The following is a 15,084-nucleotide window of genomic DNA, read 5'->3' as shown; positions in this document are numbered from 1 at the left end:
TGCTCTCCGGTTTCTTCGCCACGAGGTCAGGAACACCCCGAACCGTTCGGGCTGAGCTTGTCGAAGCCCATCCCTTCTTTTTCCCCGCCCCCCGGGATAGCGGCGGCCTTCGACAAGCTCAGGCCGAACGGTGGGGAGGTAAGGCCCTGGGCTGGACCCCGAACCGGGCCTTACGCCTCGCCCTGCGTGTCGATCAGCGCGGCGGCGATCGCTTCCTGGGGGGTCTTGTCGGCCCAGAGGACGAACTGGAAGACCGGGTAGAAGCGCTCGCATTCCTCGATCGCCGCCTCGACCAGGGTCTCGGCCTGCTGCAGGCTCAAGGTCCCGCCCTCGTCGCCTTCCAGCAAGGCGGCGTGGCGGAAGAGGACCAGGCCCGACGTCGCCCACAATTCGAAATGGCCGAGCCACAGCTGTTCGTTGATGAGGCCGATCGTCTCGTAGGTCGCGGCGCGCTTGTCGCTCGGCACGCGAATGTCCGGCAAGGCCAGGAACTGAAGGACGTTGTCGTCGTCGCGCCAGATCGCGCGCAGTTCATATTGCGCCCAGCTTCCCTGGAACGTCGCGACGATCTCTTCGTCGCCGCTTCTTTCATAGGCCCAGCCATGGGCGCTGAAATAATGTTCGAGCATGTCGATCGGCGCGCTCGCCTCCCGCTCCAGCTCGTATTCGTCGACGTCCATAAGGCCCTTGCACCCTGTTTGTTCGCGAGGAACCTGCCGCCGCACCCGCCAAAGCGCAAGTGGAGGCACGGTTCCGCGCCGAGAAAACTGTGGATTACCGCAGGTGGGCGCGCGGGCGGCGCGGCGCCGTCACTCCTTGGCGGTTCCGGCGCCCTTCCTGGCGGACGCGCCGGCGCCGCTCTTCGCCTCGAGCGCCGCCTCGAGAAGCTGGACGCGCGCGCGCAGCGCCTCGACCTCGTCGCGGGCGGCGACGGCCATCGCCTTCACCGCCTCGAACTCGTCGCGCGACACCATGTCGAGCCCGCCGATCCATTCGCGGGTCCGCTCGCGAAAGGCGCTCTCCGCCTCGCGCGTCATGCCCGCGACGGTGCCGGCGGCGCCGTTCAGGACACGGACGAAATCATCGAACAGGCGGTTTTCGGACTGCATCGCGTCCTCCTTCAAGCGGGGTCAGAGCTCAATATCGATACCCTGTGCCTCCGGCGCAAGGTCTTCGGCGCCGGGATTGAGCTCCATGATCCGGTAGGTGAGCGCGGTCGCGAAGCCGAGCCAGAGGAGATAGGGGACGAGCAGCAAGGCGGCGACCTTGCGGATCCGCCACAGCACGACCGCCAGAAGCACGGTGAGCAGGATCATCGCGGCGATCACCGCCAGCGCCGCCGTCACCTGATGATAGCCGAAGAAGAGCGGCGACCAGGCATAGTTCAAGATCATCTGCCCGCCGAACAGGCCGAGCGCCAGCCCCCGCCCCGGCGCGCCGCGGGCGTGGAGGATCATGGCGAGGACGAGGCCGAGCAGGATGTAGAGGATCGTCCAGGCAACGCCGAACATCCAGCCCGGCGGCATGAAGTCCGGCTTCGCCAGCGCATCGAACCAGCGGTTGCCGTAGCCGCTGTTCGACAGCTGGCCCGAAAGCGTGCCGAGCAGCAGCACCAGCGGCACGGTGACGAGCGCATAACGCAGGAACGACATCCTGAGCTGCGCGCGGGAAGCGAGTCCGGTCATGGGTGATGGCTCAAGCAGATGCGGGGGACATGTGCAAGTTGGGCTGGGGTGCGAGGCGGGGGGAAGAAGGGAGATCCCGGCTTTCGCCGGGATGACGGGGGGCGCAAACCACCCAACCGTCATTCCGGCGAAAGCCGGAATCTCGCCTCCCCATCACTCCGCCGGCTGCGGAAGCGGCCCGGCGATCTGCGCCTCGAGCTTTCGGGTGACCGCGAGCGGAGAGCCGGTGAAGCGGGCGAGGCGGGAATAGAGGAGCGGGATCAGGAACAGGGTGATGAAGGCGGAGATCGCCACGCCGAACACGATCACGACGCCGATCGCGACCCGCGCGGCGGCACCGGCGCCGCCGCCCAGCATCAGCGGCATCGCGCCGGCGATGGTGGCGATCGACGTCATCAGAATGGGGCGCAGGCGCCGGGCGGAGGCCTCGCGGATCGCCTCGCCGATGTCGCGACCCTGATCGCGCAGCTGGTTGGCGAATTCGACGATCAGGATGCCGTTCTTGGCGGCGAGCCCGACCAGCATCACGATCCCGATCTGGCTGTAGAGGTTGAGCGTCTGGCCCATGACCGCGAGGCCGATGATGCCGCCCGCCACCGCCAACGGGACGGTGGTGATGATCACCGCCGGATGGACGAAGCTTTCGAACTGGGCGGCGAGCAGCAGATAGACGATGAGGATGGTGAGCGCGAACACGATCCAGATCGAGCTTCCGGACTCCTTCAGCGCCTGGCTCTCGCCGCGATAGCCGACCGCCGCCACTTCGGGCGAGGCGGCGGCTTCGGTTTCCAGGAATTCCAGCGCCTCGCCGAGCGTGTAGCCGGGCGCGAGGCCGCCGGACAACGTGATGGCGCGCATCTTGTTGTAGCGGCCGAGGTCGCGCGCGCCGGCCGCATCCTCGATCCGGACGAGGTTGGACAGCGGCACCAGCGCGCCGGTGCGGCTGCGGACGTGGATGGAGGCGAGGTTGGTCTCGGTCGCCCGGGCGCCGGCCTCGGCCTGGACGACGACCTGATATTCCTCGCCGCGGTCGACATAGGTGGAGACGCGGCGGGAGCCGAGCAGGCTCTGCAGCGCCGAGCTCACTTCCGCAACCGACACGCCGAGATCGCCGGCGCGGGCGGTGTCGACGTCGATGCGCAACTGCGGCTTGGTTTCCTTATAATCGCTGTCGAGATTGACGATGCCGGGATTTTGGGCGGCAGCGGCGATGATCCGGTCCCGCGCCACCGACAGGTCGGAATAAGTATCGCCGGCGATGACGAAGTTGATCGGCTGGCCGCGGCTGCGGCCGATGCCCGAACGGGCGGCGGCGTTGCCGCGCACCGCCGGCACCTGGCCGAGGGCGCGGTTGACCTGGGAGACCACGTCCTGGGTGGTCTCGTCGCGCTCCTCCCAGGGTTTCAGGAAGACGATGAAGCTGCCGCTGTTGAAATCGTCGCTCGCGCCGAAGCCGCCGGGCGTGCGGCTGATGATCGCGCGGACCGATCCTTCCTCGGTCAGCGGCAGCAGCCGCGCCTGCGCGTCGAGCATGTAGCGGTCCATCTCCTCGAAGCCGGTGCCTTCGGGCGCCGAGACGTTGGCGGCGAGGATGCCGACATCCTCGGTCGGGGCGAGTTCGCTTCGCAAGGTGGTGAACAGATAGCCCGCCCCCGCCAGCAGCACGAGCACCGCGATGCCGGGAAGGAGCGGCTTCAGCAGCACCTTGTCGAGCCCGCGCGCATAGAGCCGCTCGAGCCCGCGGAAACGGCGGTCGACAAAGGCGGCGAAGCGGCCGCGCTCCTGATATTTGAGGAGCTTGGAACAGAGCATCGGCGCGAGGCTGAGCGCCAGGAAACCGGAAAAGGCGATGGCGCCGATCATCGCGGCGGCCAGCTCGCGGAAGAGGAGGCCGGTCTGACCGGCGATGAACATCACCGGCACGAACACGGCGCAGACGACGAGCGTGGTCGACACGATCGCGAAGCCGACCTGGCGGGTGCCTTCGAAGGCCGCCTTGAGCGGCGGATCGCCGTTCTCGATCCGGTGATAAACGTTTTCCAGCACCACGATGGCGTCGTCCACCACGATGCCGATGCACAGCACGAGCGCGAGCAGCGTCAGCAGATTGATCGAGAAGCCCAGCATCCACAGCACCGCGAAGCTCGCCAGCAGGCAGAGCGGGACGGTGACGGCCGGGATCAGGGTGGCGCGCCAGTTGCCGAGGAACAGGTAGATGACGAGGATGACGAGCACGGCGGCTTCGAGCAGCGTCTGATAGACCTTGCCGATCGCCCGGTCGATGAACAGCGATTCGTCCGAGCCGATCGTCATCGACATGCCTTCCGGCAAGGTCGGCTGCACATCCTCCATCAGCTGCTTGGCGGCGTTGGCGACGGCGAGCGTGTTGGCGCCCGACTGGCGCACGATGCCCATGCCGATCGCGTTCTCGCCATTGAGGCGGAAGGCGCTGTAGGGATTTTCCGGCCCCTGCTCGACCCGCGCGACATCGCCCAGGCGGACGAGATAGCCGTCGCCGCCGCGGCCGACGATCAGCTGCCGGAACTGCTCGGGCGTGCTGTAGGGGCGGGTGACGCGCAGCGTGACGTTGCGCGTCTCCGATTCAAGCCGGCCGGCGGGCAGCTCGACATTCTGGGTGCGCAGCGCCTGCTCGACGTCGGCGGGGGTGAGGCGGAAGCCGGCGAGCCGTTCGGGCTGCATCCAGATGCGCATCGCCGGCCGCGCCTCGCCGCCGATGAAGACGCGCGCCACGCCGTCGATATTGGCGAAACGGTCGGCGAGGTTGCGGTCCACCCAGTCGCTGAGCTCGATGCGCGACCAGCCGGGCTTCGAGATGACCATGAACATGATCGGCGAGGCGTCGGCATCGACCTTGCGGATGGTCGGCGGATCGACCTCGAGCGGCAGGTCGCGGGCGGCGGCGCCGACACGGTCGCGCACGTCGTTGGCGGCTTCGTCGACCGAGCGGCCGGGCGCGAATTCCAGCGTGATCGCCGACTGGCCGTCGCGCGAGCGGGAGCTGATCGTCTGCAGCCCTTCCAGGCCCGACAGCCGGTCCTCCAGCACCTGCGTCACCCGCGTCTCGACGACATTGGCGGCGGCGCCGACATAGATGGTGTCGACCGACACGATCGGCGGGTCGGTGGCGGGATATTCGCGGACCGGCAGGCTCATGAAGCCGACCGCGCCGACCACGGCGAGCAGCAGCGCGATCACGGCGGCGAAGACAGGCCGCCGGACCGAGATGTCCGAAAGCTTCACGGCCGCGCCCCGGCGGGCGGTTGCCCCCCGGCGGGAGGTTGGCCGCCGGCGGGAGGCGGGCCGCCGGGGCGGCCGCCCGGCGCGCCAGCGAGCGTCACCTGCATTCCATCCGACACCTTGACGACGCCTTCGGTGACCACCCGATCGCCGGGGCGCAGGCCCTCGACGATCTCGATCCGGCCGGCCGAGCGCACGCCGGTGCGGACCGGGCGGCGGGCGGCGCGGCTCTCCTCGTCCACCACATAGACGAAGCGGCCGTCGCCTTCGCCGACGACGGCGAGTTCCGGCACCGACAGCGCCATGCGCGGCGCCGTCTCGATCGCCACCGTCAGCATCATTCCGGGCCGGAGGCGGCGGTCGGGATTGGGGAGGCGGGCGCGCACCGTCACGGCGCGGGTGTTGGGATCGATCACCGGATCGATCGTGGCGATGGTGCCGCGGAAGGGCTCGCCCGGGAAGGCGGCGGCGACCGCCTCAATCGTCTGGCCGGGCCTGAGCGCCGAGAGCATCGTCTCCGGCACCGGAAAATCGAGCTTGATGGTGGAGACGTCGCTGATCGTCGCGATCTCCGTTCCCTGGCTGGCGATCGCGCCGACCGAGATGTTGCGCAGGCTCACCCAGCCCGAGAAGGGCGCGGTGATCACCCGGTCGCCGATCTGCGCGCGGACGGCGCGAGCCTGGGCGCGGGCGGACTGGGCCTGCGCGACCTGTGCGTCGTAGCTCGCCTGGGTGGCGAAGCCGCGCTCCTTGAGTTCGGAGATGCGGCTCAGCTGCTGCTCGGCCTCGCGGGCGCGGGCCTGAACTTCGTTGAGCTGCGCGGTCTGCTGCTCCTGCTGGAGGACGGCGATGACCTGGCCGCGGCGCACGAAAGCGCCGTCGTCGAAGTTGAGGCGGACGATCCGCTCCGTCACCGGCGCCGACAGCGTCACCTGCTCGTTGGCGAGCGCGGTGCCGACGGCCTCGATCCGGTCGGAGAAGCGCATCGTGGAGGCCGCCTCGGCCTTGACCAGCGGCGGCGGCCGGCCCCGACCCTTTTCCTCCCCGCCGCCGCAGGCGGAAAGGAGCATCAGCGCCGAAAGCCAGAAAGTGGATAAGATGCGCAACCTGCAGCCCGTCATATGAGAAGGGCTCTTTCTAGCCCTTTGTGTTGCAACTGTGTCGATACGGCCGAAGGATTGTATCGAAATGTATCGAACGGTCCGGCTCGTACCAGGAAGCCGGCGCTAGACGCCCCGTCCCGCCCGATCAAGGCCGCTCGGCATGGAGGAGGAATTCGACATTGCCCTCGGGCCCGGTGATCGGGCTCGGGACGATGCCGGCGACTCGCCAGCCCCGCCCTTCGATCCAGGCCGCGGCCTCGGCGCAGACGCGCGCGTGCACCGTCGGATCGCGCACCACCCCGCCCTTGTCGATCTCGCCGCGCCCGGCTTCGAACTGCGGCTTGACCAGCGCCACCATGCGTCCGCCGGGGCGGACGAAGTCGACCGCCTTGTCGAGCACCTTGGCGAGCGAGATGAAGCTGGCGTCGCAGACCAGGATGTCGATCGGCTCCGGCACCTCCTCGTCGGTGAGGTAGCGGGCGTTGGTCTGCTCGTGGACGACGATGCGCGGATCCTGCCGCAGCTTCCAGGCGAGCTGGTTGGTTCCGACGTCGATCGCGTAGACCCGGGCGGCGCCGCGCTGGAGCAGCACGTCGGTGAAGCCGCCGGTCGACGCGCCGACGTCGAGCGCCACCGCCTCCCTCACATCGATCGCGAAATGCGTCAGCGCATGATCGAGCTTCAGCCCGCCGCGCGACACCCAGGGATGGTCCTTGCCCCGGACGTCGAGCGCCGCGTCGGACGCGAGCTGCTGGCCCGCTTTGTCGATCTTGCGCTCGCCCGAAAAGACCAGCCCCGCCATGATCAACGCCTGCGCCCGCGCCCGGCTCTCGGCGAGACCCCGATCCACCAGCATCTGATCCACCCGCTGCTTAGCCATGACGAAGAGCCGGTTCGATCGGCGGCACTTGCCGATGATCGTTCACGATCCGCCTGACATTCCCCCGGAACGTCGCGCCGCCGAAGTTCATCAGCAACCCCAAGGGCAGCCTCGCGAGACGAAGATAAGTGAGCAGCTGCCTGCCGTGGACGGGCATCAGCTGCTCAACGGATTTCACTTCCAGGATCAGCTTCCCTTCGACGAGCAGGTCCGCACGAAAGCCTTCCTTCAGCCGAAGTCCGGCCACTTCGATCGGCATCGGCTTCTGTCGCTCGACGGCAAAACCCCGGCTGGTCAGGTGAGCGTGGAGCAGGGCTTCGTAGACGCTTTCGAGCAGCCCCGGCCCAAGCTCGCGATGTATTCCAAGACCGATATCCACCGCCGCCCGCGCAATGTCCTCCAGCTCCGCCATGCGCCCCCCTCTACGCCAGATCGGCGCCTCCCGACATATGACGAGCGGCCTCAGGTGCAAAGCCGCCGGTGCACCATCTGCTCTGCACGTTTGCCATCCTTCCTCCGCCAGCTGTGGTTCCACCGTCCTTTTTCACGCAAAGCCGCGAAGGACCGCTAAGGACGCTAAGGGGCCGGAGCGGGCGCTCAAGTGGAGGGAGGCTACAGAAGGGCGGCTGCGCCGCCTCGCGGGACCAGCCGAAGGCCCATCTTCTTTCTTAGCGTCCTTAGCGATCCTTCGCGGCTTTGCGTGAAACTGACAGCCTGTGGAGCGCACCGCCGACCAAGATGCAATTCCTGCACTCGCAATCTCTACCTTTGCAGTTGAGTATCTGCTCGCCTTGGCCCACATCCGCTTCGGGAGCGAAACGGCTCTCGATCAATCAGGGGTATCAACATGCGTATCGTCGAACAGGCGACGGCGACTCTCGTCTCCGTGGCCGCCCAGTTCGTGATCCTCGCCGCCGTCATCGTCTGACGCGCGCGGGACCACGGGGTCATCTAGCAAGCCGCCAGGGCCCTGCCCGGCGGCTTGTTGCTTTTGGAGCGGACGGCGCCGTCTAGGCGCGCGCGCTTTCGGGGACGGCGGCGCTGTTGTGGCGCAGAGCCTTCAGGACCGTCTCGACGATGCCGTCGGCGTCGAGCCCGGCTTCGGCATATTGCTTCTCGGGCTTGTCCTGATCCTGGAACGTGTCCGGCAGGCGCATGGTCCGGAGCTTGAGGCCGGCGTCGATCAGCCCCTCGTCGCTCGCCATGGTGAGGACATGGGCGCCGAACCCGCCGATCGCCGCCTCCTCCACCGTCACCGCCACTTCATGGGTGGCGAGCAGGCGGCGGATGAGATCGGTGTCGAGCGGTTTGGCGAAGCGCAGGTCCGCCACCGTCGTCGACAGGCCGCGGCCTTCCAGCATGTCGGCCGCCTTCAGCGCCTCCTCCAGCCGGGTGCCGAGCGAGAGGATCGCGACCTTCTTGCCCTCGCGCACCACGCGGCCTTTCCCGATCTCCAGCCGCTGCGGAAGCTCCGGCAAGGCGAGGCCGAGGCCGTTGCCGCGCGGATAGCGGACCGCGATCGGCCCCTCGTCGTGGAGCGCCATGGTGTGGACCATGTGGACGAGTTCGACTTCGTCCGCGGCCGCCATCACCACCATGTTGGGCAAGGTGCACAGATAAGCGAGGTCGAAGCTTCCCGCATGGGTCGCGCCGTCGGCGCCGACCAGGCCCGCCCGGTCCATCGCGAAGCGCACCGGCAGGTTCTGAATGGCGACGTCGTGGACGACCTGGTCGTAGGCGCGCTGCAGGAAGGTCGAATAGATGGCGACGAACGGACGGTAGCCCTGCGCGGCGAGCCCGGCGGCGAAGGTCACCGCATGCTGCTCGGCGATGCCGACGTCGAAGGTGCGATCGGGAAAGCGCTGGCCGAACTTGTCGAGCCCCGTGCCGGACGGCATGGCGGCGGTGATCGCCACCACCTTCTCGTCCCGCTCCGCCTCGCCGAGCAGTGCCGTGGCGAACACGCCGGTATAGGAGGGCGGCCCAGCCGGCGCCTTGACCTGCTCGCCGGACACCACGTCGAACTTCTGGACGCCGTGATATTTGTCGGCCGCCGCCTCGGCCGGGCCGTAGCCCTTGCCCTTCTTGGTGACGACATGGACCAGCATCGGCCCCTCGTCGGCGTCGCGGACATTTTCGAGGATGGGGATCAGCGCGTCGAGATCGTGGCCGTCGACCGGGCCGACATAATAGAAGCCCAGTTCCTCGAACAAGGTGCCGCCCGTCACCCAGCCGCGGGTGAATTCGTCCGCCTTCCGCGCCGCGCGGTGCAGCGGGTCGGGCAGCCGCCGCGCCACCCGCCGCGCGAGGTCGCGCAGCGTCAGGAAGGAATGGGAGGAGACCAGCCGCGCGAGATAGGCGGACAGCCCGCCCACCGGCGGCGCGATCGACATGTCGTTGTCGTTGAGGATCACGATCAGCCGATTGCCGGCGACCTGCGCGTTGTTCATCGCCTCATAGGCCATGCCGGCCGACATGGCGCCGTCGCCGATTACCGCGATCGCGCGGCCCGGCGTGCCCGCCAGCTTGTTGGCGACGGCAAAGCCCAGCGCCGCCGAGATGGAGGTGGAGCTGTGCGCCGCCCCGAACGGATCATATTCGCTTTCGCTGCGCTTGGTGAAGCCGCTGAGGCCCCCGCCCTGGCGCAGCGTGCGGATGCGGTCGCGGCGGCCGGTGATGATCTTGTGCGGATAGCATTGGTGCCCGACGTCCCAGACCAGCCGGTCGCGCGGCGTGTCGAACACATAATGGAGCGCAACGGTGAGCTCGACCACGCCGAGCCCCGCGCCCAAATGCCCGCCGGTCACCGACACGGCGGAAATCGTCTCCGCGCGCAGCTCGTCGGCCAGCTGGCGGAGCCTGGAAGGCTCGATGCGGCGAAGCTGGTCGGGGGTCTCGACCTGGTCGAGCAGCGGCGTTGCGGGGCGCTGGGTCATACCGCGGCTTCTACGCGCATCCCGCCCGGGTGTCGAATGGGGAAATAGTCCATATTCCGTGCAGACGGCGCGCCGGACCCTGTCCGCGCGTCATTCCTCGCAGTCGCCGCAGCGGCCGCGCACCTCGATCACCGGCCGCTTGGGCGCGAAGCCGGCGGCCTTGGCGGCCTCACGCACGCCGCCCGACAGGCGGTCGTCGTCGAGATGCTTGGCCTGTCCGCAATTGTCGCAGATCAGGAAGATGCAGTCGTGCAGGCAATCGGGATGCTCGTTCGCCACATAGGCGTTCACGCTCTCCACCCGGCGGGCGAGGTTCGCCCCGACGAACAGGTCGAGGATCCGGTAGACGCTGTTCGCCGCCACCCGGCGGCCCTGGTCCTTCGACACCTTGTCGGCGATGTCATAGGCCGAAGCCGGCTTGTCGAAGCTCGCCAGCGCGTCGAACACGGCGGCGCGCATCTGCGTCCACTGCTCGCCGGACCGCTCCATCGTAGAGCGGGCGGCCTCGGCAAGGTCGCTGCCTTTGTGACTGTGGTGGTGATGTTCCATGCCCGGAATATGGCCCCTTCGCGGCTCGCGGACAAGCGTCAGCCGGTCCGCCGCGGGATGCCCCCCACGACCGGAGGCGTCACCATCCGCGCCGCGGCCGGCAATTCCGTCGAGCAGGGTCGTCAGCCGACGCGTATGAGTAGCGATGAAGGCACCGCCCCGGCAGCGCTGCACGACCCAACTCCTGAACCCGTCCAGTCGGCGCTCAACGGCCTCACCAGCCAGCTGTTGAGGAGCGCTCCATCTTGGAGCAAGGCGGTGCCGCCCTGATCGAGCGCACGGGCGATGTGAACGACGGCCGATCGATCCCCGCGCTCAGGGGGTCCAAGTTAGCGCCACCCTGAGAGAGCGTCCCGCAACATAGCCGAAGGCCGACGTAGAGGCGACCGTGAAGCCATAGGAATCAAAGATGTTGCGGAGCTCGGCACGGGCGAGAAGGTTGGGCCGGATTTGGTAGCGGATGCCGCCGTTCACGAGCGCATAATCTGGTGCCGGAACGAGCGGGTTCAGCTTCGCCACGCGGTCGCCCTGGAAGGTTACGGATGCGTCGAACGATAGCTGCTTCCAGCGAGGAAGCCTGTAGTTGGCGCTGAGGAGTAAGCGATAGCGCGGCTGGCCGACGGATCTCGATGTCAGTTCCTCATCGCCGATTCTCTGCTCGACCTGTGCATCCAAGTACAGAGCTCCGGCGATCAGATCGAGACCGGGCACCGGCTGCCCCGCGAGAGACACTTCCACGCCACGATGCCGGGTCGTACCCACGAAGCCATAGCGGTTGCCTGCGTCGAGGTTGGGGTAAGGCTTGGAAAGCGCGAAGCCGGAAACGGTCAGGGTCATCGGCCCGCGGGTGGCGCGGAAGCCGACTTCCTGCTGGTTGGTGATCGTGGCCGGCAGCACCTCGCCGCGATTGATTGCTTGAGCCGGCGCTATGCCGCTTTCCTCCAGTCCGTTGGAGGCGCTCGCATAGATCGCCAGACCAGGTGAAGGAGACCATGCTGCGAGAAGCTGATAGAGCCACGGCGAAGAGGTCATGGAGTTGCTGTCGTCGGCTTGAAGCACGGACTGCTCATACCGGGTTTTCTGAACGCCGAAGCTTATGTCGAGCCGCCGGTTCCATTCAATTCGGCCGTGTAGTCCGACGCCGATCTGGTCTACCGCGTCATTTCGTTCTCTTCCGAACTCAAGCGCCGGCTCGGGACGTACCGTCGGCTGATGGAGGTTGACCTCGCCAAGGTCGGCGACGGCGGCACCTCCCCGGCGCCGATCGACCGTGCGCCCTCTGAAGGATGCGGTTCCGGTGAGCCGAAAACGTCCCGTCTCCACAAGCCGGCGATATCGCACCTCCCCCGAGACGGAATGGTGGTCCTCTGGCGGGAAAATGTAGATCAGGCGCCGACCGTTGCCAGCAGGGTCTAGCCTGGTGATCAGGTCATAAGCGCCGCTACGAAGGTCGTAAGTCGACCGGAACAGCCCTGCCCGAAGTTCCGAATCGTCGGTGGGACGCCAGTCGAGGATCAAGCCCGTATTGGTGGTGCGATATTGGTAGATTGCCCACGGCTGACCGAGGAACTCTCCCCGGCGAACCCTTGGCGGAAGAAAAGGTCCGGACGTGAAGTAAGTCGGGCTCGATTGCTCGCGATAATCCTCGATCTCCGCGAAAGCCGACACGTTGAGGTCAGCGGACAGCGGTGCAAATCCGGCGACGCCAGCAGCGAAGTTGCGGTTCTCTCCGCCGCGGAAGTTGCTGCCGCCAGGATAAAATGCCGCGCGCCCGGCCAGGCCGGCCTTGCCTCTTCCGCCGCCGAGAGAGACCGTACCACTGACAAACGGAGAGGCGAGCGGGTCGATTCCGGCCGTGAAGCTGACGGAGTCGTTCCCGCTCGGTCTCCGGAGGCGGAAGTCTACCACTCCGCTCGGATTGGGAAGCACGTTCATCGCCGATGACATGATGATACCGGGCAGCAAGTACTTCAGTCGCAGCCCAATCATGTTCGCTGACGCGGTGAAAACTCCCACGTTGCTGATATGCGGAGCGATCGACCGCAACATACCGGCCGGTCAAGCGCTGGAATTCCATCGGGCCCTGCGGATGCACGGACAGGACAGCGTTCTGCTCACCTATCCTGGCGAGGGACATGGCGTGCGCAAGATGCCGGCATCAATCGACTATACCGCACGACTTTTGGCCTGGTTTCAGCACCACATGCCCCCCAACGCGCCGATCATGGAACATGACGGCGCCATGCAGGTCCGGCCGGCGACATCCTCCCGAGGCGCTCCCAGTTAAGCGGGCTGGCGAGCTTCGCTCCCTCGCGAGGCGGCATCCGTGGCGGTGCAATAAAGGTGGGCCGCGGCCTCAGTGATGTTCCCAACCTGCTGGCGGCGTCTTCTTGACGCAATAGATGTGGCGATCCGGCCCGTAGAAATACAGCCACTCGAAACCGTTCCACGACGCCACGTCGCCGATGAGCTCCACGCCGCTCACCAGGAGTTCCTCCCGTGCTGCGGCGACATCGTCGACTTCGAAGGCGACCACTGGCGGAGTCGTCAGTTGCTTCCCTATCGTGCCGGAACCGAAGATCTCAAGAAGCTGCCCATCCGCAACCTCCAGTATCGCCACCCCGCGCTCATCCATGGCGAGCGGCCGCAGCCCCAGCACCGATCGGAAAAATGCGAGCGTGGCGTTGAAGTCATCGGTGCCCACACCCACCCATGAATAGCCCTTGACCTTGATCTTAATGCTCCTCGTTAGTGCCCTTGTTTGCGCGTAGCTGCGCCCCCTCGGCCCCGGTCAGGGTAATCCAAAGGCGTTAGCGTTTTCCCGGAAGGCTGCCCAATCGCAAGCGGGCAATCTTTCTGGAACTTCTCTTGCGATAGTCAGAATGCTCGAAATACCGGTTGAAGCCGAATGGTTCTCCTGCCCCGGAGGTGTGGTCCATCAGCTGCTCCCCCTTTTCTGAACAGGATGATATCACAAGCGGTTGGCCACGGAAACCTGACGCCCGACACAGCTATCCAAATCCGGTTGCCGTCAGTACCGGCCCGCATTCCCTCGGCATGTGAATGAGCCCCATCAGCGCCCTCCAGCGGAATTGGGTCGAGATCTCCTGCACGAGGATTCAGGACAAGCGGGGTCCATCCTTGGTTAAAGGGGGGACCAGCTATCGGAAGCCGGAGATCTGACGGCTCCGAACAAGCCGCTGAGCCGACAATTGAACCGCTGGTCAGTCCGCAGTGCACAATGATCGGTCGCGACTGGCGTTCGCGCGGGTTAGGACGGCAGGTGAGCTGTCCGAGGCCCCGGTTCTGTCGCCCCGTTGGCCCTGGAAGGGCCACGGGGTGGTGAGCCTCGATTTCCGTCGGTCGCCCGGCCTTGTACAGAGCGGGCGATCCTTGCCTATCCTCCAACAAGGCGGAACGGAGGGGCGTTCGCTCCGCGCCTTATCCTCGATGTCGACCGGGAGCGCGAGGCCTCCTGCTCCACCGCCGGGCCCTTTGTGGGGCCGAGGCGAAGCCATGTAGGCGCGGGTCTTTTTCCGATGCAGATCGCTCGACGGGCGGTGGGAACCCCGGTTAGGTTGGGGTGTGACGGAACCGGTCCCCGATACCCGCTGGCGCTTCGGTCGCGCCCCTTTGGTGCTGCGGCGGGTCGCCGCCGCCATGGCGGCGGCTGCGATGCTGTCAGGGTGCGCGGCCGCCGCGCCGCGGCTTGTGCCGCCGTTCGACGTGACCGAGCAGCGGCGCATCCACGGCCGCGAACTGCCGCCCTTCCAAAGCTGCCCCAATCCGCCGGAGCCGCCGGAATGGTTCGAACGGCCCAGCTTCTATACCGACCCGGCGTTCAGCGTCCTCGACCCTCGCCTGCATGCCGAAGCGATGGCGCGAGTGGCGCCGCTCCGGGGCTTCGGACGGGGCGCCGCCGAATTGTCCGACGCCTATGTGCGCGACCGGCGGGCCGATCCGGCGCGGGCCGCCTGCGCTCTCGACTGGCTGGCCGACTGGGCGGCGCGCAACGCGCTGGTGAGCGGCGTCGCCAAATGGTCGAACAGCGACCGCGCCTGGTTCGTGATCGTGAACGCCTCCGTGTCGCTGATGAAGATCGACGGCGCGCCCGGCCTCGATCCGGAGAAGCTGGCGCTGGTGCGCGGCTGGCTGCGCCGGCTGACGGAGGATCTCGTCGCCCGCACCGACCGAAACCTCGAAAGCACGCGCGGCACTGATCGCTATCCGAACAATCACAGCCTGTGGACGGCCGCGGCGGCGGTCACCGCCGGGATCGCCACAGGCGACCGGCCTTTGTTCGCGCGCGGCGTTGTGGACCTGCGCGTCGGCCTGGAGGCGGTGGACGACAAGGGATTCCTGCCCGCCGAGATGCAGCGCCGCGGCCGTGCTTTGTCTTACCTCCAGTGGGCGGCCCAGCCGCTCGCTATCGGGCTTCTTCATGCGCAGGCCAATGGCGAGCAGCTGCTCGACGTCAATGACCGGGCCTTCGCGCGCTTCATGGCGGCCGTGGCGCGCGCCACCCGCGATCCCGCCATCGTGGAGCAAGCGACCGGAGAACCGCAGGAGCCTGGGGCGGCCGCGCCACCGCACCACCTCCTCCCCCCTATCCCCCCCACCCACCCACCACACCACCCCCCGCCTATCAAAACCCTCCACCCCCAACCAAAAAA

The 15,084-nt window shown here is 67.2% G+C and carries 13 protein-coding genes; 2 read left to right on the top strand and 11 right to left on the bottom strand.

Annotated features, from left to right (window positions below; all coding sequences use genetic code 11):
- Positions 1-170: 170 nt before the first annotated feature.
- The 10 genes from ACK4K7_RS04930 to ACK4K7_RS04885 form a co-directional block, all read right to left on the bottom strand.
- Positions 171-680 carry a YbjN domain-containing protein gene (locus ACK4K7_RS04930; RefSeq protein WP_431864114.1) on the bottom strand — a complete coding sequence of 170 codons (510 nt, stop codon included), beginning with the start codon at positions 678-680 and terminating at the stop codon, positions 171-173.
- Positions 681-809: 129 nt separating this feature from the next.
- On the bottom strand, positions 810-1,109 hold the full coding sequence (locus tag ACK4K7_RS04925) for an accessory factor UbiK family protein (protein WP_431864113.1): 300 nt from the start codon (positions 1,107-1,109) through the stop codon (positions 810-812).
- Between the two features lie 21 nt (positions 1,110-1,130).
- The gene (locus tag ACK4K7_RS04920) at positions 1,131-1,685 is read right to left on the bottom strand and encodes a TspO/MBR family protein (RefSeq protein WP_431864112.1); all 555 of its coding nucleotides are present in this window, start codon (positions 1,683-1,685) and stop codon (positions 1,131-1,133) included.
- A 153-nt stretch (positions 1,686-1,838) separates the two neighbouring features.
- Entirely contained in the window at positions 1,839-4,946 is a 3,108-nt protein-coding gene (locus tag ACK4K7_RS04915) for an efflux RND transporter permease subunit (RefSeq protein WP_431864111.1), read from the bottom strand.
- Positions 4,943-6,013, bottom strand: coding sequence for an efflux RND transporter periplasmic adaptor subunit (locus ACK4K7_RS04910; RefSeq protein WP_431864110.1), 1,071 nt, complete (start codon positions 6,011-6,013; stop codon positions 4,943-4,945). The genes ACK4K7_RS04915 and ACK4K7_RS04910 overlap by 4 nt, the downstream gene beginning before the upstream one ends.
- Positions 6,014-6,191: 178 nt before the next feature.
- Entirely contained in the window at positions 6,192-6,926 is a 735-nt protein-coding gene (locus ACK4K7_RS04905) for a TlyA family RNA methyltransferase (RefSeq protein ID WP_431864109.1), read from the bottom strand.
- Positions 6,919-7,338 carry a GxxExxY protein gene (locus tag ACK4K7_RS04900; protein ID WP_431864108.1) on the bottom strand — a complete coding sequence of 140 codons (420 nt, stop codon included), beginning with the start codon at positions 7,336-7,338 and terminating at the stop codon, positions 6,919-6,921. Before ACK4K7_RS04900 ends, ACK4K7_RS04905 begins: the two co-directional genes overlap by 8 nt.
- Before the next feature lie 598 nt (positions 7,339-7,936).
- Complete coding sequence (gene dxs, locus ACK4K7_RS04895) at positions 7,937-9,862, bottom strand: 1-deoxy-D-xylulose-5-phosphate synthase (protein ID WP_431864107.1); 1,926 nt, start codon at positions 9,860-9,862, stop codon at positions 7,937-7,939.
- A 90-nt stretch (positions 9,863-9,952) separates the two neighbouring features.
- A complete protein-coding gene (locus ACK4K7_RS04890) occupies positions 9,953-10,411 on the bottom strand; it encodes a Fur family transcriptional regulator (RefSeq protein WP_431864106.1) in 459 nt (152 codons plus the stop codon).
- Between the two features lie 315 nt (positions 10,412-10,726).
- Entirely contained in the window at positions 10,727-12,460 is a 1,734-nt protein-coding gene (locus ACK4K7_RS04885) for a TonB-dependent siderophore receptor (protein WP_431864105.1), read from the bottom strand.
- Between ACK4K7_RS04885 and ACK4K7_RS04880 the strand changes: the two genes are divergently transcribed.
- Entirely contained in the window at positions 12,357-12,698 is a 342-nt protein-coding gene (locus ACK4K7_RS04880) for an alpha/beta hydrolase family protein (RefSeq protein ID WP_431864104.1), read from the top strand. The two genes, ACK4K7_RS04885 and ACK4K7_RS04880, sit on opposite strands and share 104 nt — an antisense overlap.
- Positions 12,699-12,767: 69 nt before the next feature.
- On the opposite strand, the gene ACK4K7_RS04875 is transcribed toward ACK4K7_RS04880, so the two are convergent.
- Positions 12,768-13,115: a VOC family protein gene (locus tag ACK4K7_RS04875; RefSeq protein ID WP_431864103.1), complete on the bottom strand. Its 348-nt coding sequence runs from the start codon at positions 13,113-13,115 to the stop codon at positions 12,768-12,770.
- A gap of 881 nt (positions 13,116-13,996) precedes the next feature.
- Here ACK4K7_RS04875 and ACK4K7_RS04870 point away from each other — a divergent pair.
- The coding region (locus ACK4K7_RS04870) for an alginate lyase family protein (protein WP_431864102.1) at positions 13,997-15,084 on the top strand (1,088 nt) is incomplete at its 3' end.

The organism is Allosphingosinicella sp. (assembly GCF_046295735.1).
In the GTDB taxonomy this organism is placed as follows: Bacteria; Pseudomonadota; Alphaproteobacteria; order Sphingomonadales; family Sphingomonadaceae; genus Allosphingosinicella.
The sequence above is the reverse complement of the archived record's forward strand: the minus strand, read 5'-3'. Positions and strand labels throughout refer to the sequence as shown.

Bases quoted from the DNA above. Each gene is read 5' to 3' on its own strand.
- ACK4K7_RS04910 (WP_431864110.1), bottom strand. From the start codon at position 6,013: ATGCTCCTTTCCGCCTGCGGCGGCGGGGAGGAAAAGGGTCGGGGCCGG.
- dxs (WP_431864107.1), bottom strand. From the start codon at position 9,862: ATGACCCAGCGCCCCGCAACGCCGCTGCTCGACCAGGTCGAGACCCCC.
- ACK4K7_RS04930 (WP_431864114.1), bottom strand. From the start codon at position 680: ATGGACGTCGACGAATACGAGCTGGAGCGGGAGGCGAGCGCGCCGATC.
- ACK4K7_RS04900 (WP_431864108.1), bottom strand. From the start codon at position 7,338: ATGGCGGAGCTGGAGGACATTGCGCGGGCGGCGGTGGATATCGGTCTT.
- ACK4K7_RS04920 (WP_431864112.1), bottom strand. From the start codon at position 1,685: ATGACCGGACTCGCTTCCCGCGCGCAGCTCAGGATGTCGTTCCTGCGT.
- ACK4K7_RS04905 (WP_431864109.1), bottom strand. From the start codon at position 6,926: ATGGCTAAGCAGCGGGTGGATCAGATGCTGGTGGATCGGGGTCTCGCC.
- ACK4K7_RS04885 (WP_431864105.1), bottom strand. From the start codon at position 12,460: ATGTTGCGGTCGATCGCTCCGCATATCAGCAACGTGGGAGTTTTCACC.
- ACK4K7_RS04880 (WP_431864104.1), top strand. From the start codon at position 12,357: ATGATGATACCGGGCAGCAAGTACTTCAGTCGCAGCCCAATCATGTTC.
- ACK4K7_RS04890 (WP_431864106.1), bottom strand. From the start codon at position 10,411: ATGGAACATCACCACCACAGTCACAAAGGCAGCGACCTTGCCGAGGCC.
- ACK4K7_RS04925 (WP_431864113.1), bottom strand. From the start codon at position 1,109: ATGCAGTCCGAAAACCGCCTGTTCGATGATTTCGTCCGTGTCCTGAAC.